19 protein-coding genes and 1 tRNA gene are annotated in these 20217 nt (G+C 70.9%); 10 read left to right on the top strand and 10 right to left on the bottom strand.

Annotated features, from left to right (window positions below):
* Positions 1-120: 120 nt before the first annotated feature.
* Positions 121-1362 (bottom strand): aminotransferase, encoded by a 1242-nt coding sequence (locus B7C62_16850; protein ARF73748.1) that lies wholly within the window; start codon positions 1360-1362, stop codon positions 121-123.
* On the opposite strand from B7C62_16850, the gene B7C62_16845 reads away from it, so the two are divergent.
* Positions 1361-2773, top strand: coding sequence for a GntR family transcriptional regulator (locus tag B7C62_16845; GenBank protein ID ARF73747.1), 1413 nt, complete (start codon positions 1361-1363; stop codon positions 2771-2773). The two genes, B7C62_16850 and B7C62_16845, sit on opposite strands and share 2 nt — an antisense overlap.
* A 98-nt stretch (positions 2774-2871) precedes the next feature.
* On the opposite strand, the gene B7C62_16840 is transcribed toward B7C62_16845, so the two are convergent.
* Both B7C62_16840 and B7C62_16835 read right to left on the bottom strand, forming a co-directional pair.
* Entirely contained in the window at positions 2872-3390 is a 519-nt protein-coding gene (locus B7C62_16840; protein ID ARF73746.1) for a hypothetical protein, read from the bottom strand.
* A 393-nt stretch (positions 3391-3783) separates the two neighbouring features.
* Positions 3784-4503 carry a transcriptional regulator gene (locus B7C62_16835; protein ID ARF73745.1) on the bottom strand — a complete coding sequence of 240 codons (720 nt, stop codon included), beginning with the start codon at positions 4501-4503 and terminating at the stop codon, positions 3784-3786.
* Positions 4504-4782: 279 nt separating this feature from the next.
* On the opposite strand from B7C62_16835, the gene B7C62_16830 reads away from it, so the two are divergent.
* Both B7C62_16830 and B7C62_16825 read left to right on the top strand, forming a co-directional pair.
* Entirely contained in the window at positions 4783-5310 is a 528-nt protein-coding gene (locus tag B7C62_16830) for a peptidyl-prolyl cis-trans isomerase (GenBank protein ARF73744.1), read from the top strand.
* 141 nt (positions 5311-5451) lie between these two features.
* Entirely contained in the window at positions 5452-6357 is a 906-nt protein-coding gene (locus B7C62_16825; protein ARF73743.1) for a rhomboid family intramembrane serine protease, read from the top strand.
* A gap of 341 nt (positions 6358-6698) precedes the next feature.
* On the opposite strand, the gene B7C62_16820 is transcribed toward B7C62_16825, so the two are convergent.
* Positions 6699-6953 (bottom strand): hypothetical protein, encoded by a 255-nt coding sequence (locus B7C62_16820; protein ARF73742.1) that lies wholly within the window; start codon positions 6951-6953, stop codon positions 6699-6701.
* Positions 6954-7095: 142 nt separating this feature from the next.
* Here B7C62_16820 and B7C62_16815 point away from each other — a divergent pair, with 142 nt between their 5' ends.
* The 6 genes from B7C62_16815 (at position 7096) to B7C62_16790 (ending at position 11639) form a co-directional block, all read left to right on the top strand.
* Positions 7096-7863 (top strand): hypothetical protein, encoded by a 768-nt coding sequence (locus B7C62_16815; GenBank protein ARF73741.1) that lies wholly within the window; start codon positions 7096-7098, stop codon positions 7861-7863.
* 31 nt (positions 7864-7894) lie between these two features.
* Positions 7895-8593 (top strand): class E sortase, encoded by a 699-nt coding sequence (locus tag B7C62_16810; GenBank protein ID ARF73740.1) that lies wholly within the window; start codon positions 7895-7897, stop codon positions 8591-8593.
* A gap of 89 nt (positions 8594-8682) precedes the next feature.
* Entirely contained in the window at positions 8683-8871 is a 189-nt protein-coding gene (locus B7C62_16805; GenBank protein ARF73739.1) for a hypothetical protein, read from the top strand.
* Positions 8868-9506, top strand: a complete 639-nt coding sequence (locus tag B7C62_16800; protein ARF73738.1) for an aminodeoxychorismate/anthranilate synthase component II — start codon at positions 8868-8870, stop codon at positions 9504-9506. The genes B7C62_16805 and B7C62_16800 overlap by 4 nt, the downstream gene beginning before the upstream one ends.
* Positions 9503-10879, top strand: a complete 1377-nt coding sequence (locus B7C62_16795) for a class E sortase (protein ARF73737.1) — start codon at positions 9503-9505, stop codon at positions 10877-10879. Before B7C62_16800 ends, B7C62_16795 begins: the two co-directional genes overlap by 4 nt.
* A 25-nt stretch (positions 10880-10904) precedes the next feature.
* On the top strand, positions 10905-11639 hold the full coding sequence (locus B7C62_16790) for a class E sortase (GenBank protein ID ARF73736.1): 735 nt from the start codon (positions 10905-10907) through the stop codon (positions 11637-11639).
* Between the two features lie 88 nt (positions 11640-11727).
* Here the strand turns inward: B7C62_16790 and B7C62_16785 are convergent, their stop codons facing one another.
* The 6 genes from B7C62_16785 to B7C62_16760 form a co-directional block, all read right to left on the bottom strand.
* Positions 11728-13734 (bottom strand): serine/threonine protein kinase, encoded by a 2007-nt coding sequence (locus tag B7C62_16785; GenBank protein ID ARF73735.1) that lies wholly within the window; start codon positions 13732-13734, stop codon positions 11728-11730.
* A 171-nt stretch (positions 13735-13905) separates the two neighbouring features.
* Positions 13906-15363 (bottom strand): penicillin-binding protein, encoded by a 1458-nt coding sequence (locus tag B7C62_16780; protein ARF73734.1) that lies wholly within the window; start codon positions 15361-15363, stop codon positions 13906-13908.
* The gene (locus B7C62_16775; GenBank protein ID ARF73733.1) at positions 15360-16760 is read right to left on the bottom strand and encodes a cell division protein FtsW; all 1401 of its coding nucleotides are present in this window, start codon (positions 16758-16760) and stop codon (positions 15360-15362) included. The genes B7C62_16780 and B7C62_16775 overlap by 4 nt, the downstream gene beginning before the upstream one ends.
* A gap of 23 nt (positions 16761-16783) precedes the next feature.
* The gene (locus B7C62_16770; protein ARF73732.1) at positions 16784-18289 is read right to left on the bottom strand and encodes a protein phosphatase; all 1506 of its coding nucleotides are present in this window, start codon (positions 18287-18289) and stop codon (positions 16784-16786) included.
* Positions 18290-18424: 135 nt separating this feature from the next.
* Complete coding sequence (locus B7C62_16765) at positions 18425-18940, bottom strand: FHA domain-containing protein (protein ARF73731.1); 516 nt, start codon at positions 18938-18940, stop codon at positions 18425-18427.
* A gap of 10 nt (positions 18941-18950) precedes the next feature.
* Positions 18951-19802: a phosphopeptide-binding protein gene (locus B7C62_16760; GenBank protein ID ARF73730.1), complete on the bottom strand. Its 852-nt coding sequence runs from the start codon at positions 19800-19802 to the stop codon at positions 18951-18953.
* Between the two features lie 315 nt (positions 19803-20117).
* On the opposite strand from B7C62_16760, the gene B7C62_16755 reads away from it, so the two are divergent.
* Positions 20118-20203 (top strand) — tRNA-Leu (locus tag B7C62_16755).
* Positions 20204-20217 lie beyond the last annotated feature (14 nt).

Below are 20217 nucleotides of genomic sequence, written 5' to 3'. Positions count from 1 at the left end.
TTCGAATCTCCTAGGCTCCACAGCACAAAACACCCCTCTGACCTGTGTGAACAGGATCAGAGGGGTGTTTTTTCGTGCCGGTACGCAGGGTGGTGTGCGGTTTCCCGTGCCCGCTCCGGATCAGCGGCCTCCCCCGCCGACGATCTCCGCCACCGCGTCGGCCACGTGCGCCACCTCCTCCTCGGTGTTGTAGTAGTGCGGCGACAGGCGCAGGCACCAGTCGACGTCCTTGTCCCCGAAGTCGAACTGGGCGAACTCGCGGAAGCTGAGCGCCGAGTTGATCTTCCGGGCGTCCAGGGCCTCCTTGAACGGCTGCGGCTGCCAGGCGCCGTCGACGGCGAAGGTGACGAGGGCGGCCAGCTGCGGGCCGCGGTCGAGGAGGCGCACTCCGGGGACGGTCTCCAGCCGGTCGCGCAGCCGCGCCGCCAGGGCCGGGGTGCGGTGGGCGATGGCTTCGAGGCCGACCTCGCGGGCGTAGCGGGTCGCGGCGGCGCTGCCGAGGACGGTGGCGTACGGGAACTCCCACTCCTCGAACCGGGCCGCCGTGCCGACGGGGCGGTACTCGCCGGGGGCGGTCCAGCGGGCGCCGTGCATGTCGATGAACAGGGGCTCGTACCCGATGCGCAGGACGCGGTCGGAGACGTACAGGAATCCGCTGCCGCGCGGGCCGCGCAGGAACTTGCGGCAGGTGGCGGTGAGCAGGTCGCAGCCGATCTCCTCGACGTCCAGCGGGTACTGGCCCACGGACTGGCAGGCGTCGACCAGGTAGAGCAGGTCCAGTTCGCGGCAGTGCCGGCCGATCTCGGCGATCGGGGAGACCAGGCCGGAGTTGGTGGGGATGTGGGTGACGGAGACCAGGCGGGGGCGGTGGGCCCGCATCAGACGCGCCATCGCCTCCACGTCCACCCCGCCCTCCGGGGTGTTGGGCGCGTGCACGATCTGCACGCCGAACCGCTTGCGCAGGGACAGGAAGGCGATCTGGTTGGAGACGAAGTCGTCGCGGGTGGTGAGGATCGTGTCGCCGGGCTCGAAGGGGATCGAGGACAGGGCGTTGGCGTACGCGTGGGTGGCGCTCCCGGCGAAGGCGATGTTCTCGGGAGCCGTGTTGATCAGGGCGGCGAGCTCCGTGTAGAACCCGCGGACCCCGTCGGCCCGCGCGGCCGATGCCTCGTAACCCCCGATCCGCGCCTCCAGGTTGAGGTGGCCGACCATCGCGGTCAGTACGGGGGTGGCGAGCAGCCCGCACCCCGCGTTGTTGAAGTGGACGACCTGGCGGCACCCGGGGGTCTCGGCCCGCAGGGCGGCGATGTCCAGCTGAAGTGCTTCCGGATTTAGGATGGTAGCGCTATTGTGATCTCTCATGTCCGACGGTAGCACTTCTGATGAACTGGCCACCAGACTCCGCGCGCTGGCGGACCGGCTCGCGCCGGGGGACCGGTTGCCGAGCAGCCGGGAGCTGATCCAGCAGTACCGGGTCGGACCGGCGACCGTCGCGCGGGCCATCGCCCTGCTGGCGGCGGAGGGCACCGTGGTGACCCGGCCGGGCAGCGGTACGTACGTGGCGACGCGCGCCCGTCAGGAGAAGGGGGCCGTCGACACGGCGTGGCAGACGGTCGCGCTCACCGACCGCGCCGTCGACACCCGTCTGATCGCCGAACCGCCGGGACCGGAACCGGCCGGCACGATCACGATGGGCGGCGGTTACATCCACCGGTCCCTCCAGCCCACCCGGGCCCTGAGCGCCGCGCTGGCGCGGGCGGCGCGGCGGCCGGACGCCTGGGACCGGGCCACGGCGAGCGGACTCCCCGAACTGCGCGCGGTCTTCGCCCGGATCGCCGGGGGCGGGGTGACCCCCGAGGACGTGCTGGTCACCGCGGGCGGGCAGAGCGCCCTGTCGATCGCCTTCCGGGCGATCGCCGGGCCCGGCAGCCCGGTCCTGGTGGAGTCGCCCGGCTATCCGGGCGCCCTGGCCGCGGCCCGCGCCGCCGGGCTGCGCCTGGTGCCCGTGCCGGTCGACGCCGACGGCGTACGGCCCGATCTGCTGGCCGACGCCTTTGCGATGACCGGGGCGCGGCTGTTCTACTGCCAGCCGACGTTCCACAACCCGACCGGCGCGGTCCTGGCCCCCGAGCGGCGACGGCAGGTCCTGGACGTGGCACGGGCCAGTGGCGCCTTCGTGGTCGAGGACGACTTCGCCCGGCATCTGGGGCACGGCGGCCCGGTCCCCCGGCCGCTGTCGGTGGACGACGGCGACGGCACGGTCGTCCATGTGACGTCCCTGACCAAGCCTGTGGCGCCGAGCATGCGGATCGGGGCGCTGGTCGCCCGCGGCCCGGTGATGGAGCGGATGCGGGCGGTCCGGCTGGTCGACGACTTCTTCGTGACCCGCCCGCTCCAGGAAGCGGCGCTGGAGCTGCTCAGCTCCCCGGCCTGGGACCGGCACGTCCGGGCGCTCGGGGACCGGCTGCGGGAGCGGTGCGCACGGCTGGCCGCCGCGCTCACGGCCGGGCTGCCCACGGCGGCCGTCCGGAACGTTCCCGCCGGAGGGCTGCACCTGTGGCTCCGGCTGCCGCCCGGCGTGGACGACACGGAGCTCACCGCCGCCGCCCGGCGGCGGGGCGTGGCGGTCAGCGCGGGCAGCCGCTACTTCGCCACGGAGCCGCCGACGGAGGCCCACCTCCGCCTCGGCTTCGCCGCCACCGCCGACCTCGCCGAACTGGACGAGGGCGTCCGTCGGCTGGGGGCCGCGCTCCGGGACGTGGGGGGCGCCTGAGCCGTCCTGCGCGGTCACGGCGCGGGGGTGCGCGGTTGTCCCGGCCGGGGACGTCCGGCTGTCCCGGGCGGTGGCGGCCGGTCAGCGGGACGCGGAGGTCACTCGGAAGGCGACGGGGACGGCGGGGGCGGCACGTCCTCGTCGTTGACGCACTTCGTGTACGTCTTCACGGGCTCGACCAGTGCCGACAGATCGACCAGTACGTCGTCGACGGCGGCGACCCCGTCGGAGACCACGGCCTCCACGGCCGGGTCGCGGCCGTAGGTGACGACCACCTTCCCGCCGTCCTTCGAGCGGTCCTCGCGGAAGACCCAGTCCACGCCCTCCACGGTCGCGCAGGGGTCGATGGTCGGTACGGGCAGCTCGACCCCGCAGCGCAGCACGATCGCGTTGTCGCCCCAGACCGCGACCCCGGGACGGTCGGTGAACGTCAGCTCCTGGCCGCCGAGGCGGTCCGGATAGCGGTCGGCCATCCGCTCGCAGGCCGCGTCCTTCGCGTGCGGTGCGGATGTGACGCCCTCCCCCGGGGAGTCCGCGCCGCACGACACCAGGAGACCGGCGGTCAGGGCAGCGGCCACCACGACGACGGCCGTCCGTGCCCGGGAGACTCGCACCACAGAAAGGACCTTTCACGAAGGAGGCGGCTCGTCCGTCCGCCCCGGCCGCATCGGCCACCGCGCTGCTCGGTGCCGGTACGGCCCCGGCCGCGGCCGGGGACACGGGGACGCAGGGACTGTTCGGAAGCTAACACCCGCGTCCGTCCCGCCGAGGTGCGGGGGCCCCGAGGCCGGGGACGGGCACATCTCCGGCGTCTGGGGCTGACACGTCTGGCGCGCGGGCCGGGCCGCCGCTGCCGGACCGGCCGTGACGGCGGCAGCGGGCAAGGGACGGCAGCCGCCGTCACGGCCGGAGCGAACCGCGGCCCCCGTAACCGCCGGGGGAAAACGGAAGAAGCCGGTCCGCCGCAGCCCGGTGAAGGGGCTGCGGCGGACCGGCTTCTTCCGCTGAGGTCAGGGGCGGTCGTCCAGGCCCGGGGTCTCCTCGTCGCCCGCCTCGGCCTCGGCCTGCTTGGCCTTGACCTCCGGGTCGAGCAGGGCCTGGCCGCTGCCGTCGACCGAGCTCAGCGGCGAACGCTCGTCGCCCACCTCGGTGGCGACGGGCGGCTCGACCAGCCAGTCCGGGTTGGCCTGCTTGTCCCACCAGCGCCAGGCGGCGTAGGCGCCGCCCGCGAGGACACCCAGCACCAGGAGCCCCTTGGTCGCGCGGCCCGCCCTGGCCCGCCGCTCGTGCTTACGGGCCAGCTTCTGGATCTCCTTGGCCGTGACGTTGCTCCGGAGCGCGGCCAGGGCGGCGGCGCTGCGGGCGGTCGCCTGCTCGGCGACCGGCACGGCCACCGCCTTGGCCTGCTCCACGCGCGGCGCGGTGTAGTCGGCGGCGGTCCGGGCGGCCTTCCGCGTCGAGTGCGCCGCACGCTGCGCGGCCTCGTCGACCTTCGGCGGCACATGGGTCAGGGCCTGTTCGAGACGGGGCGCGAGATGGGACTCGTACTGGACGCGGGCCTGCTTGGCGGCCTTCGTCACCTTGGGCGCGAGCTGGACACGGGCCTCGTGCGCGTAGTGCGCGGCCTGCTTCCTGGCCGTGTCGGCGTACGGCGCCACCACTTCCGCGGCGTGCTGCGCGCTGTCCCTGGCCGAGTCGGTTGCGGCGCGCACGCTGTCGATGCGGGTCACGTGATCCTCCTCCTTGGTGGCGGGTAGGTACTCCGCCTTTCCGCCCAATTCGAAATCATGCCTGTCACGGCCATGACCGGCACTCGGGACGGGCATCCGGGTCATGATCGCTATTTCCGTCAAAACGGTTCACGTCGGTAAAACGGTGCAAGTGAAGTCTGCCGACGACAATGCCATGGTTCGGTGCCGAACGCGCCGTTCCACCAGGCATCCGGCCGTACATTTCCCGGTACGTGGGAGGATCGGCGGACGTCAGTGAAGGCTTACGGAAGGCAGATCGTGGCCGAGCAGCTTTACGCCACCTTGAAGACCAACCAGGGCGACATCGTGATCCGGCTCCTGCCGAACCACGCCCCCAAGACGGTGAAGAACTTCGTCGAACTCGCCACCGGACAGCGCGAGTGGACCAACCCGCAGACCGGCCAGAAGTCCACGGACCGGCTGTACGACGGCACCGTCTTCCACCGGGTCATCAGCGGGTTCATGATCCAGGGCGGCGACCCGCTGGGCAACGGCACGGGCGGCCCGGGCTACAAGTTCGCCGACGAGTTCCACCCGGATCTGGCTTTCACCCAGCCCTATCTGCTGGCCATGGCCAACGCGGGCCCGGGGACCAATGGTTCGCAGTTCTTCCTGACGGTGTCGCCCACCTCCTGGCTGACGGGCAAGCACACCATCTTCGGAGAGGTCGCCGACGACGCGAGCCGCAAGGTCGTCGACGCCATCGCCGCCACCGAGACCAACCCGCGCACCGACCGCCCCGTCCAGGACGTGGTCATCGAGTCGGTCGTCGTCGAGACCCGCTGACCCCGCTGCCCCGGCGACCGGCCGCCCCGGCACCCTGCCGGGAACCAACCGCCCCGCCCGTCCGTACTGTTACATAGCGGACCAGCGGGGCGGCCGTGTGTGCGGCGCCCCGGGGCGAGAGCGAGAGGCAGGCCAGGACCGATGGACCAGCAGCCGCCGGCGGGCCGGGGCGGACCGGTGAGCGGGGAGGCCGTCCCGGCCTGCTACCGGCACCCCGACCGGGAGACCGGGATCAGCTGCACGCGCTGCGAGCGGCCGATCTGCCCCGAGTGCATGGTCAGCGCCTCCGTCGGCTTCCAGTGCCCGGACTGTGTGCGTACGGGCTCCGGCACCGGCCACCACCCGGCCGCGAGCACGCCCCGCACCCTGGCGGGCGGCACCGTGGCCGCCGATCCCCGGCTGATCACCAAGATCCTGCTCGGGATCAACCTCGTGGTCTTCGTCGTGGTCGCGGCGGCCCCCGAATCGCTGCTCGACGATCTGATGCTGCTCGGCCGGGCCTGGGACCCGACCCCGCCGCCCGGCTCGATCGAGGGCGTCGCCGAGGGCCAGTGGTATCGCCTGGTGACCTCGATGTTCCTGCACCAGGAGGTGTGGCACATCGGGTTCAACATGCTGGGTCTGTGGTGGCTCGGCGGACCGCTGGAGGCCGCGCTCGGCCGCATCCGCTATCTCGCGCTCTATCTGCTCTCCGGCCTCGCGGGCAGCGCCCTGACCTACCTCATCGCCGCTCCGAACCAGCCGTCGCTCGGTGCCTCCGGCGCGATCTTCGGGCTGCTGGGCGCCACCGCCGTGCTGATGCGCCGGATGAACTACGACATGCGCCCGGTGCTGATCCTGCTGGCGCTGAACTTGGTCTTCACCTTCACCATGGGCGGTATCGCCTGGGAGGCGCACGTCGGTGGTCTCGTCGCGGGCGCCCTGATCGCGGTCGGCATGGTGCACGCCCCGCGCGAGCGGCGTACGGCGGTGCAGGCCGGGACCTGTGCGCTGGTGCTGCTGGTCTCCGTCGTGATCATCATCGCCCGCACGATGTCCCTGACCTGAGCCCTGTCCGCCCGGCCCGGTACAGGGTCCGGCCGCTGTCCTCCCCAGGGCAGAGCACAGTTGTCCACAGTGGACCCAGGATCTTGTGCATGGCAAGGGGAACGAGTGTGCCCCTTGTCGCCGATCCGGGTTTTTCCTGGTGGTACAAGGGGTGCAGCCCCCCTCGAAGAGGGAGGCTGCAGTCACACCGGCGTCAACGGGAGTGGAGGTTATCCACAGATCGTCTGACCTTTTCCCCTGCCTGTGGATAACTCTGTGGGTAACTCAGGGCAAGGCTTGCGCCGAGAACCGCTCCGAGCAGGGCGGAACGGTCTCCGGGCCGGGCCGGAGCTGCTTCCGGGCTACTTCCACTGCGTGGACACGGCGAAGCCACCGGCGATGAAGCCGAAGCCCACGACGATGTTCCAGTTGCCCAGGGCGTCGATCGGCAGGGAGCCGTCGGTCACGTAGAACACCACGATCCAGGCCAGCCCCAGGAGGAACAGGGCCAGCATCACCGGCGCCACCCAACTGCGGTTGGTCAGCTTGATGGACGTTGCCTGCTTCGCCGAGGGGGGCGTGAAGTCGGCCTTCTTGCGGATACGTGACTTCGGCACGAGGGACTCTCCTGTCGATGCGCTGCGTGACCGCGCAGGGATCTGTGGCGGGCGCCGGGGCGGGGGTGCCAGGGGGAATGCTGCCGCCCCCGGGCGTCCGTTAGCGTAGTGCTTCCATGGCGCCCGATGAGATAAGGGTACGTTGAGCAATTCTGCCGACTCCCCCGAAGGCCCGGCCCGGCACACCTCCGCGTGGGCGGCCCGGGTGCTCACCGCTGCCGTTTTCGCCCTGGCCGGACTCATCTTCGTCACCAGCGCCAACACGGCCAAGGGCACCAATCTGCGCAGCGACTCCTCCCTGCTCAAGCTCTCCGACCTGATCCGGGAGCGCAGCGAGAACAACGCCGGGCTGACGGAGTCGGTCGCCGCCGCCCGCGCGGACATCGACGCGCTCGCCCAGCGCGACGACGGCTCCACCAAGGCGGAGGACGCCAAGCTCAAGGCCCTGGAGAAGGCGGCCGGCACCACGAAGATCACCGGCGACGCCGTCAGCGTCACCCTCAACGACGCGCCCCCCGACGCCACCGCCAACCCCGGCTACCCCGACCCCCAGCCCAACGACCTGGTCATCCACCAGCAGGACCTCCAGGCCGTGGTGAACGCCCTGTGGCAGGGCGGGGCGCGCGGAATCCAGGTGATGGACCAGCGGCTCATCTCCACCAGCGCGGTCCGCTGCGTCGGCAACACCCTGATCCTCCAGGGCCGGGTCTACTCCCCGCCGTACAAGGTCACCGCCGTGGGTGACCCCGGCAGGCTCAAGCGGGCGCTCAACGACTCCACGGCGATCCAGAACTACCAGCTGTACGTGAAGGCGTACGGGCTGGGCTGGAAAGTCGAGCAGGACGACGCGGTGACTCTTCCCGGCTACTCGGGCACAGTGGACCTCCACCACGCGAAGCCCGTGGAGTGAGCCCGGGCTGACCCCCCGGGGAGGCCGTCCGGTGTCGTCACGACCGTCGGTGCGATCGGTACGCCTCGTCGTCAGGACCTTCAGCGAACTCTGCATCACCGTGGGCACCCTGATCGTCCTGTTCGTGGCCTACGTCCTGTTCTGGACGGGCGTCAAGGCCACCGAAGCGGCCGACGCCGAGATCGCGACGCTCCACAGCCGCTGGGCCCGGCAGCCCGCGGCCCCATCAGCCTCCGCCGCCGCCTCCCCGCCCCCGTACGAGGACGGAAAGCCGTTCGCGACGATGTACGTCCCCCGCTTCGGCAGCGGCTGGAAGTGGCCCGTCCTGGAGAACACCGAGCCCCGGACCCTGCAGAAGGGCCTCGGGCACTACAGCGGCACCGCCCGCCCGGGGGAGAGCGGGAACTTCGCGGTCGCCGGGCACCGCCGGACGTACGGAGACCCCTTCAAGGACTTCCCCCGGCTGCGCCCCGGGGACGCGGTGATCGTCAACGACGGGACGACCTGGTTCACGTACCGCGTCGCGCGGGAGCCCTACCGGACCGTGCCCACCGACACGGGCGTCGTCGACCCCGTCCCCCGCCGCTCCGGCTTCGAGGGGCCCGGCCGCTATCTGACGCTCACCACCTGCGAGCCCGAGTGGGGCAGCAGCCACCGGCTGATCGCCTGGGCGCACCTGGACGCGACCCGGCCGGTGAGCGAGGGGAAGCCGCCGGAGCTGCCCGGCTGACCCGGGTCCGGCCGGGGTTTTCCACAGGCTGACCCACTCTCCGGCCCCGGCCCTCTAATCTGGTGCGAGTACCGAACGGAGGGGACAGCATGTACGGCTGGATCTGGCGGCATCTGCCGGGCAACGCATGGGTGCGGAGCATCATCGCGCTCGTGCTGGTTCTCGCGGTCGTCTACGCGCTGTTCCAGTACGTCTTCCCCTGGGCGGAGCCGCTGCTCCCGTTCGGTGACGTGACCGTCGACGGCGACAGCGCCGGTGGAGCAGGAGCCGGGCAGTGAGCGCACGCATCCTCGTCGTGGACAACTACGACAGCTTCGTCTTCAACCTCGTCCAGTACCTCTACCAGCTCGGCGCCGAGTGCGAGGTGCTGCGCAACGACGAGGTCACCACGGCCCACGCCCAGGACGGCTTCGACGGCGTCCTGCTCTCGCCCGGCCCCGGCACCCCCGAGCAGGCCGGGGTCTGCGTCGAGATGGTGCGCCACTGCGCGGACACCGGCGTCCCGGTCTTCGGCGTCTGCCTGGGGATGCAGTCCATGGCCGTCGCGTACGGCGGTGTTGTCGACCGGGCCCCCGAGCTGCTGCACGGCAAGACCTCCCCCGTGGACCACGAGGGCAAGGGCGTCTTCGCCGGGCTGCCCTCCCCCTTCACCGCCACCCGCTACCACTCGCTCGCCGCCGAACCGGCCGCGCTGCCGCCGGAGCTGGAGGTCACGGCCCGCACGGCGGACGGCATCATCATGGGGCTGCGCCACCGCGACCGGGCGGTGGAGGGCGTGCAGTTCCACCCCGAGTCGGTGCTCACCGAGCACGGTCACCTGATGCTCGCCAACTGGCTGGAGCAGTGCGGCGACCGGGGGGCCGTGGCGCGGTCGGCGGGTCTCGCGCCGGTGGTGGGCAAGGCCGCGGCGTGAGCGCACCCCGCCCCGAGGACGACCCCGGACTTCAGGGCCCGTACGCGCAGGGAGCGTACGGGGCCGACGGGGCGTTCGCGGCGGCGGTCGAGAGCCTCGCGGACCCGCTCAACGACCCGCTGCCGGGGGAGCACGCTTCACCGTGGTTCCGGAGTGAGGGCCCCCAGGGGGACGCAGGGGCGCCGCGGGGCGCGGCTCCGGCGGGCGGGGCCGGGCGGTCCCCGGCTTCTGAGCGGCCTCAGGAGGCCCCCGGCGAGTGGTACGACCCCGAGGGGTACCAACGGGACTGGTACGGCCCCCAGCAGCCCCCTGGGCCCGCGCCCGCGCCCGCGCCTGTTCCCGGCGCCGCCTCCGTAACTCCTGAGACTCCCGCAGCTCCGGTGACTCCCGTGGCGCCCGTAACGGCGGCAGCCCCCGTCCCCGACGAGACCCTGGGGCTGCGGACCGCGGACACCCGGCGAATAGTGGCCGACCACCCGGCCCCACCCTTCGCCTCGTCCGTATCCGCCGGGCCGTCCGGGCCTTCCGGGACGTCCGCGGTGACCGATCCGGTCACCGGGGGCCGGGCCGAGCGGCGCAGGGCGGCCAAGGGGCGTGGCCGCCGTCCCGGCCCGCCCACCGGGACGACCGGACCGGCCCCCGGCACACCCGCCGCCCCGCTCTCCCGGGTGGAGGCGCGGCGCGCGGCGAAGGCGGCCAAGGACAGTCCGGCCGTCGTCGCCAGCCGGGCCGTCGGCGAGATCTTCATCTCGCTGGGCGTCCTGATGCTGCTGTTCGTCACCTACCAGCTCTGGTGGACCAACGTCCGGGCCGAGCAGATCGCGGGCAAGGAGACGAACAAGATCCAGGAGGAATGGGCCAAGGGGGCGGGCAAACCCGGGGTCTTCGCGCCCGGCCAGGGCTTCGCGATCATGCACATCCCCAAGCTGGACGTCGTCGTCCCGATCGCCGAGGGCATCAACAAGGAGAAGGTCCTCGACCGGGGTCTGCTCGGCCACTACGGCGAGGGCAAGCTGAAGACGGCGATGCCCGAGGACAAGCAGGGCAACTTCGCGGTGGCCGGCCACCGGAACACCCACGGGGAGCCGTTCCGCTACATCAACAAGCTCAGCCCCGGCGACCCGATCGTGGTCGAGACGCGGGAGGCGTACTACACCTACGAGATGACCGCCATCCTGCCGCAGACCTCCCCCTCCAACATCTCGGTGATCGAGCCGATCCCGGTCGGTTCCGGGTTCACGAAGCCCGGCCGGTACATCACGCTGACGACCTGCACACCGGAGTTCACGAGTACCTACCGCCTGATCGTCTGGGGCAAGATGGTCGACGAACGGCCGCGCAGCGAGGGAAAGCCCAAGACGCTCGTGGGCTGAACATCATCACGACAGGGGCGGTGCGGTGGCAGCGAGGACCGAGCACGACGGGCGGACCGGCGCGTCCGCACCCCCCGCGCCCCGGCGGCCGGGCAGGCACCCCGTCGCCACGGCCGTCAGCGTCTTCGGGGAGCTGCTGATCACGGCGGGCCTGGTGCTCGCGCTCTTCGTCGCGTACTCCCTGTGGTGGACCAACGTGCTCGCCGACCGCGAGGCCGGACGGCAGGGTGACACCGTACGCGAGAACTGGGCGGACGCCGGGCCCGGTGCGCTGGACACCAAGGACGGCATCGGCTTCCTGCACGTCCCCGCCATGGAGAACGGCGAGGTGCTGGTCAAGAAGGGCACCGACCCCAAGACCCTCAACAACGGCATCGCGGGCTACTACACGGACCCGGTCCCCTCCGCCCTCCCCTGGGACGACGAGGGCAACTTCACGCTGGCCGCCCACCGGGACGGGCACGGCGCCAAGTTCCACAACATCCACAAGCTGAAGAACGGTGACGCGGTCGTCTTCGAGACCAAGGACACCTGGTACGTCTACAAGGTCTACAAGACGCTCCCGGAGACCTCGAAGTTCAACGTGGACGTCATCCAGCCGGTCCCGGAGGAGTCGGGCGTGAAGGAGCCCGGCCGGTACATCACGCTGACGACCTGCACCCCGGTCTACACGTCGAAGTACCGGTACATCGTCTGGGGCGAGCTGGAGCGTACGGAGAAGGTCGACAAGGACCGTACGAAGCCGGTGGAGCTGCTCTAGTCCTGGCTCCGCCTCCCGCTCACGGCGAAGGGCCCCGGTCACCCTCCACGGTGACCGGGGCCCTTCGCCGTAGTGCCGGACGCGGGTACTACCGGCCCAGCCCGCCTCCGAAGAAGCCGCCGCCGTCCCCGCCGCCCTGGTCGCCTCCGCCGCCCGGGGTGGCGAAGATGTTGACCGCCGAGTTCTTGTCGACGCTCTCACCGGCCCTCGGCTGGGAGCCGACCACGAGGGCGTTGTCGTCCTGCGAACCCTGGATGCTGCCGACCGTCAGCCCCGCCTCCTGGAGCTTCGCCTTGGCCACGGCGAGGGTCTGGCCCTGGAGGTTGGGCACCTCGGTCTTCTCCGGCTCCGGCGGTTCGGCCGGTCCCTTGGAGACCTTGAGGACGATCTGCGCGTCCTTGGCGTGCTGCCCGGGCTGCGGGCTCTGCTCGACGACCGTGCCCGCCGTCTGGTCCGACTCGACGTCGGTCCGCGAGATCTCGGTGAACCCGATGGACCGCAGCTGCTGCTCCGCCGCCTCGTAGGTGCGGTTGCGCATGTCGGGCAGGGCCAGCGTCTCCTTCTTGGCGACCGTGATGGTCACCTCGGAGCCGTCCTCCGCCTCGGAGCCGCCGCTCGGGTCCTGCTTGATCACCGAACCCTCGGCCTTGTCGGACTCGACCGCGGTGACGTTGACCGTGAAGCCCTTCTCCTCCAGGACCTCGCGGGCCCCGTCCTCGGACTTCTCCAGGACGTTGGGCACCTCGATCTTCGGCGCGCCGGAGGAGACCATGACCGTGACGGTCCCGTTCTCCTCCATCGTCTCGTCCTTGGGGTCCGGGGTCTGGGAGCAGATCTTGCCCTTCGCCTGCTGCTCGCACGGCTCCTCGCCGCCGACCTTGACGACGACCCCCGCGGTGTCGGCGAGTTTCTCCGCCTCCTTGACCGTGGAGCCGATCAGGTTCGGCACGGGGACCCCGCCGGTGTCGCCGGTGTCGCTGAACACGACCTTGCCGATCAGGATCGCGCCGACGAGCACCGCGATCGCCCCGAGGACGAGCAGGATCGTCGAGAGGTTGCTCTTCTTCTGCTGGCGGCGGCGGCCCGCGCGGTCGTCGTAGCCGTAGCCGCCGTCGTCCGGGTTGACCGGGGGCAGCATCGAGGTCTGCGCGTTGTTCGGGTCGGCCGGGTGCAGGGCGGTGGTGGGCTGGTCGGGGTTGTAGCCGTCGTAGCCCCCGTACCCCGCCGCTCCCATGGCGGCCGTGGCCGCGACCGGGCGGCCGTCGAGGCATGCCTCGATGTCGGCCCGCATCTCGTCGGCGGACTGGTAGCGGTAGTCCGGGTCCTTGGTGAGCGCCTTCAGCACGATCGCGTCCATCTCGGGCGTGATCTCGGGGTCGAAGGTGCTCGGCGGCTGCGGCTCCTCGCGCACATGCTGGTAGGCCACGGCGACGGGGGAGTCCCCGACGAACGGCGGGCGGACCGCGAGCAGCTCGTAGAGGAGGCAGCCGGTGGAGTACAGGTCGGAGCGCGCGTCGACCTGCTCGCCCTTGGCCTGCTCCGGGGAGAGGTACTGGGCGGTGCCGATGACCGCGGCGGTCTGCGTCATGGTCATGCCGGAGTCGCCCATGGCGCGGGCGATGCCGAAGTCCATGACCTTGACCTGGCCGGTGCGCGTCAGCATGACGTTGGCCGGCTTGATGTCGCGGTGGACGATCTGGGCGCGGTGCGAGTACTCCAGCGCCTGGAGGATGCCGACCGTCATCTCCAGCGTGCGTTCGGGCAGCAGCCGGCGGCCTGAGTGCAGGAGCTCCCGCAGGGTCGACCCGTCGACGTACTCCATCACGATGTACGGGATGGAGACCCCGTCGACGTAGTCCTCGCCGGTGTCGTAGACGGCGACGATCGCGGGGTGGTTGAGCGAGGCGGCCGACTGGGCCTCACGGCGGAACCGGGCCTGGAAGGACGGGTCGCGGGCCAGGTCGGCCCGGAGCGTCTTCACCGCTACGGTGCGGCCGAGCCGGGTGTCGTGCGCGAGGTAGACCTCGGCCATGCCACCACGGCCGAGCACCGAGCCCAGCTCGTACCGGCCGCCGAGGCGACGCGGCTCTTCCATCACTGTTCCAGCCCTCTCCGTCAGTCCTGACCGCACCCGTGTGTGTGGTCCGGCGGTGCGCTGTTCGCGCATACGCTACCGGGCACGCGGTTCGTGATCAGCCCGCACCCGTCAGCCGATATCCGACCGGTACCGATGACCGGGATGAACGGGCGGCGGCCGTGACGGGTCTCACTGCTTGCTGTCGATGACCGCCTTCATCACGTCGCGCGCGATCGGGGCGGCCAGACCGCCACCGGAGATGTCGCCCCGGTTGGCGTTGCCGTCCTCGACCACGACGGCGACGGCGACCGGGGAGCCGTTGTCGGTCTTCGCGTACGAGATGAACCAGGCGTAGGGCTTCTCGCTGTTGTTCAGGCCGTGCTGGGCGGTACCGGTCTTGCCGCCCACTGTGACGCCGGGGAGCTGGGCCCTGGTTCCCGTGCCGTCGTTGACGACGGTCTCCATCATCTGCTGGAGCTTCTGGGCGTTCTCCCCGGAGAGGGACCGGCCGAGCTCCTCGGGCTGGTGGGTGTAGACGTCGTCCAGGTCGGGCGTCTGGCGCTTGGCGACCATGTACGGCTTCATCAGCTTGCCGTCATTGGCGATGGCGGCGGTCACCATGGCCATCTGGAGCGGAGTGGTTCGGTTCGACGCCTGGCCGATACCGGCCATCGCGTTCTGCGGGCGGTTGTCCTCGGGGTAGATGCTCGCGTCGGCGCGGACGGGGGTGAAGACTTCCTTGTTGAAGCCGAACTTGTCCGTCTGCTCGATCATCTTCTTGTTGCCGAGGTCGTCGCTCACCTTGCCGAAGACCGTGTTGCACGAGACGCGCAGGGCTTCGCGCAGCGAGGCGTCCTCGCAGGGCAGGTTGCCCTGGTTCTGGAGCGCCACCTTGGTCTGCGGCAGCGTCCAGGGCAGCGGCGACTCCGTCTTGGCGTCGATGTCGTCGTAGAGCCCGTTCTCCAGGGCGGCGGCCGCGGTGACGACCTTGAAGGTGGAGCCGGGCGGGTAGGTCTCGCGCAATGCCCGGTTGAGCATCGGCTTGTCCTTGTCGTCCAGCAGCTTCTGCCGGGCCTCGGAGTCCTTGGTGGAGTTGCCCGCGAACACCGAGGGGTCGTACGAGGGGGTGCTCGCCAGCGCCAGGATCGCGCCGGTCTGCGGGTCGAGGGCGACGACGGCGCCCTTCTTCTGCCCGAGCCCCTTGAACGCGGCCTTCTGCGCGGCACCGTTGAGCGTGGTGACGATGTTGCCGCCCTGCTTCTTCTGCCCGGTGAACATCGACAGGGTGCGGTTGAAGAAGAGCTGGTCGTCGTTGCCGGTGAGGATGCCGTCCTCGATGTTCTCCAGCTGCGAGGAGTCGAACGCCTGCGAGGAGTAGCCGGTCACGGGGGCCCAGAGGGGGCCGTCCTTCCAGACCCGCTTGTACCGGAAGTCGCTGCCGTTGGTCTCGACGGACCCGGTGACGGCCTTGCCGTCCACGATGATGTTGCCGCGCTCGTGGGCGTACCGCTCGATGCGGATGCGGCGGTTCTCGGAGCGGTTGGTGAGCTCGTCGGCGCGGGCGTACTGAATCCAGTTGTCCCGCAGGAGCAGGGAGAGCATGAGGATGCCGCAGAAGATCGCGACGCGGCGCAGGGGCTTGTTCACGGACGGACCACCTGCGTCATCTCGGCGTCGGTCGAGGGCGCGGGCGCCGGGGCGGGGCGGCGGGCGGTGTCGCTGATCCGGATCAGGATGCCGATCAGCGCCCAGTTGGCGATCACGGACGAACCACCGGCCGCGAGGAACGGCATCGTCATACCGGTGAGCGGGATGAGGCCCATGACCCCGCCGGCGACGACGAAGACCTGGATGGCGAAGGCGCCGGAGAGGCCGATGGCCAGCAGCTTGCCGAACGGGTCGCGGGCGGCCAGCGCGGTGCGCACACCGCGCTCGACGATCAGCCCGTACAGCAGGAGGAAGGCCATCACCCCGGCCAGGCCGAGCTCCTCGCCGACGGTGGCGAGGATGAAGTCGGTGTTGGCGGCGAAGAGGATGAGGTCGGAGTGGCCCTGGCCGAGCCCGGTGCCCAGCGTGCCGCCGGAGCCGAAGGACATCAGCACCTGGGCCATCTGCTCACTGGCCTCATGGGTGCCCCAGCCGGCGAAGGGGTCGAGCCAGGCGGTGACACGGTCCTGCACGTGCGGCTCGAAGGACGCCACCCCGACGGCACCGGCCGCCGACATGGCCAGGCCGAAGACGATCCAGCTGGTGCGTTCGGTGGCCACGTAGAGCATGACGACGAACATGCCGAAGAAGAGGAGCGAGGTGCCGAGGTCGGTCTCGAAGACGAGGATCAGGATCGACATCGCCCAGATGGCGAGGATCGGTCCGAGGTCCCGGCCGCGGGGCAGGTACATGCCCATGAAGCGGCGGCTGGCGAGGGCCAGGGCGTCGCGCTTCACCATCAGATAGCCGGAGAAGAAGACCGCGATGATGATCTTCGCGAACTCGCCGGGCTGGAGGGAGCCGAGACCCGGGATGGTGATCCAGATCCGCGCGCCGAACTGGGGCGGGAAGAACATCGGCAGGATCAGCAGGATCAGCGCCACCACCATGGAGATGTAGGTGTAGCGCTGGAGGATGCGGTGGTCCTTGAGCAGGATCAGCACCCCGATGAAGAGCGCGACACCCAGTGCCGAGAAGACCAGCTGCTTGGAGGCGGCGGGGGCGAAGCTGGGCAGCCGGGCAAGCCGTTCGGACTGGTCGAGGCGCCAGATGAGGGCCAGGCCCAGGCCGTTGAGCAGGGTGGCCAGCGGCAGCAGCAGCGGGTCGGCGTACTTGGCGAACCTGCGCACCACGAGGTGGGCGACGCCGCCGAGCAGGGCGAGCCCCGCTCCGTAACCGAGCATGCCGGAGGGCAGCTCGCCGTTGAGGGCGAGGCCCACGTTGGCGTAGGCGAACACCGAGATGGCGACGGCGAAGACGATCAGTGCCAGCTCGGTGTTGCGGCGGCTCGGTGCGTCGATCGCGCCGATGGTGGTCGTGTTGGTGACAACGCTCATGGTGCTGAAGGCCCCCTACGGCTTTACTGCTTACCGCACTGCGGGACCAGCTTCTTCTCTTCCTCCGAGAGGCTGGGGCCGGGAGTGGGAGTCGCGTTGGTCGGCTTGGTCCCCGCGGTGGAGGACGTGGCGGAAGTCCTGGTGACGGGGGCCCCGGCGGTGCCGCCGGCCTCGCCCTCGCCCGTACGGGCCCTGGTCTCGGCCTCGGCCGCGCGGCGCTGCGCGTCCTTCTTGCAGGCCGACGCCTGGGCGGCGAGCTCGTCGACCTTCTTGCGGGCGTCGGTGATGTTGCCCTCGGCGATCGTCGCCTCGACCTGCTTGCGCTGGTAGGGCGGCAGGTACTTGAGCTCGATCTCGGGGTGGTCCTTCTCGACCTTCGAGAGGGAGATCCAGGCGAGGTCCTGGCTGATGCCGCGGAACAGCGCCACGTTCTCGTTCTGCGCGCCGACGTAGAACTGGGTCTGCGTCCAGCGGTAGCCGCCGTAGAGGCCGCCGCCGATCACGGCCAGCGCCAGCACGATGAAGACGGAGCGCTTGAGCCATCTGCGGCCGCCGCGCGGCCTCGCGAGCTCGTCGTCGGTGTAGGAGTCGTACGGGTCCTCCGGCATGGAGCCGTAACCGGTGTCGCCGCTGCCGGGCGGGCCGAAGCCGCCGGAGGGGGGCGGGACGGGGCGGCCGAGACCGGCCGCGCGTCCGGCGGGGGTCTGCATGGCCCCGCCGTCGGCGGGCTGGGCCGCCTGGTTCTCCGCGACCGCGCCGACGACGACCGGGGTGTCGCTGAGCCGTCCGGCCAGGGTGTCGTTGTTGTCGACGTCCAGGACGTCGGCCACGATGCAGGTGATGTTGTCGGGGCCGCCGCCGCGCAGGGCGAGCTGGATCAGCTCCTGGATGGTCTCCTGCGGGCCCTGGTAGCTGGCCAGGGTCTCTTCCATCGTCTGGTGCGAGACCACGCCGGAGAGGCCGTCGGAGCAGATCAGATAGCGGTCGCCGGCGCGGACCTCGCGGATGGAGAGGTCCGGCTCGACATGGTCGCCGCTGCCCAGCGCCCGCATCAGCAGGGAGCGCTGCGGGTGGGTGGTGGCCTCTTCCTCGGTGATGCGGCCCTCGTCGACCAGGCGCTGCACCCAGGTGTGGTCCTGGGTGATCTGGGTCAGGACGCCGTCGCGCAGCAGGTACGCGCGGGAGTCGCCGACGTGCACCAGGCCGAGCCTGCGGCCGGTCCAGAGCAGGGCGGTGAGCGTGGTGCCCATGCCCTCCAGCTGGGGGTCCTCCTCGACCATGACGCGCAGCTGGTCGTTGGCCCGCTGCACCGCCGTACCGAGCGAGGTGAGGATGTCCGAGCCGGGCACGTCGTCGTCGAGCTGGACGAGCGTGGAGATCACCTCGGAGCTGGCGACCTCACCGGCCGCCTGGCCGCCCATGCCGTCGGCGATGGCGAGGAGACGCGGACCGGCGTAGCCGGAGTCCTCGTTCCCCTCCCGGATCATGCCCTTGTGCGATCCGGCGGCGAAGCGCAGGGACAGACTCATGCGCACCTGCCCGCTCGACGCCCCGTCGGGGTACAGCCTGTCCCGAGCCACACTGCCCACCCTCCGGTCGGGAACCGGGCAGCGTCCGTCGTCCGGGCCGCCGCGGCTCGCTCGCTCCGCTCGCTCATTGTCGTACTACTTCCGCAGCTCGATGACGGTCTTGCCGATACGGATCGGCGCGCCCAGCGGAACGGGCGTCGGGGTGGTGAGCCGGGTCCGTTCCAGATAGGTGCCGTTGGTGGAGCCGAGATCCTCGACGATCCACTGTCCGTCCCGGTCCGGGTAGATCCTGGCATGCCTGCTGGACGCGTAGTCGTCGTCCAGCACGATCGTCGAATCGTGGGCCCGGCCCAGGGTGATCGTCTGGCCCTGGAGCGCGACCGTCGTGCCCGTGAGGGTGCCTTCGGACACGACCAGCTTCGTGGGTGCCCCGCGGCGCTGGCGCCCGGGCTGCTGGCGCTGCTGGGGCGGCGCCGCTTGTTGTTGGCGGCCCTGCTGCGGGCGCGCGTCGGCGGCAGTGCGGCGTGAGCCGCGCTGTGTGACGCGCGTTCCGAACAGGTCGCTGCGGATGACCTGGACGGCCACGATGACGAACAGCCACAGAACGGCCAGGAAACCCAGCCGCATGACCGTCAGGGTCAGCTCTGACATTGCCCCCGCTTCACCCTTCGGCTTGCCGGTAAACGATGGTGGTGCTGCCCACGACGATCCGCGAGCCGTCGCGGAGCGTAGCGCGGGTGGTGTGCTGCCCGTCCACCACGATGCCGTTGGTGGACCCGAGATCCTGGATCGTCGAGGGCGTTCCGGTCCGGATCTCACAGTGCCGGCGCGATACGCCGGGGTCGTCGATCCGCACGTCGGCGTCGGTGGATCGTCCCATCACCAACGTCGGGCGGGAAATCTGATGGCGGGTGCCGTTGATCTCGATCCAGCGCCGCACCTGGGCGTCCGGCAGGGCGCCGGGCCCGGCGGGCGGACGCCGGTCGCTCGTGGGGCCGGGCCTGCCGCCGGGCGGCGGGGCCGAGGGCATCGGCGGAGCGGCGGCCGGGGGGTAGCCGTAGCCGCCCGGGGCCGCGGTGCGCCCGGGGGCCGGCCGCGGGGGCTGGCCGGGCTGCCCCGGCTGGTCCGGCTGTGACGAACTCGACGCCAGGGTGCGGCTGCGCACCCGGTAGAGACCGGTGTCGAGGTCGTCGGCCTTCTCCAGGTGGACCTTGATCGGCCCCATGAAGGTGTAGCGCTGCTGCTTGGCGTAGTCGCGCACCAGGCCGGACAGCTCGTCGCCCAGCTGGCCGGAGTACGGGCTGAGGCGCTCGTAGTCGGGGGTGCTGAGCTCGACGATGAAGTCGTTGGGGACGACGGTCCGCTCGCGGTTCCAGATCGTCGCGTTGTTGTCGCACTCCCGCTGGAGGGCGCCCGCGATCTCGACCGGCTGCACCTCGGACTTGAAGACCTTGGCGAAGGTGCCGTTGACCAGCCCTTCGAGGCGCTGCTCGAAACGCTTCATGACCCCCATGGGGCACCTCCTCCGGTGTCATCGTCCCTGTACTGCTTACTGATCGTATCCACGCGTCGGGAAATCGGCTGGTTCCCCTTCTCTGGCCTGTGGATGAGTGTCACCTCTCACACGGATCGTAGAGGTGGCCTCCTCACAGTGTCCCGCACCCGCGGTGCTCTCTGAAGGAGTGGGGGCGACGGCTCCGCGTTCCCGTTTCCCCTCCAGGGTCCGGCAAAACAACGGATGTGAATCCACCCTGTCCAGCGTGCTAATCTTCCGGATGTCGCCAGGCGCTCGCACCACACGGTGAGAGAGTCTGAAAACACCACTCTTGCGCGAGTGGCGGAACGGCAGACGCGCTGGCTTCAGGTGCCAGTGTCCTTAGGGACGTGGGGGTTCAAATCCCCCCTCGCGCACAACGGACAGTTGATCG

The organism is Kitasatospora albolonga (genome assembly GCA_002082585.1).
Classification (GTDB): domain Bacteria; phylum Actinomycetota; class Actinomycetes; order Streptomycetales; family Streptomycetaceae; genus Streptomyces; species Streptomyces stephensoniae.
The sequence above is the reverse complement of the archived record's forward strand: the minus strand, read 5'-3'. Positions and strand labels throughout refer to the sequence as shown.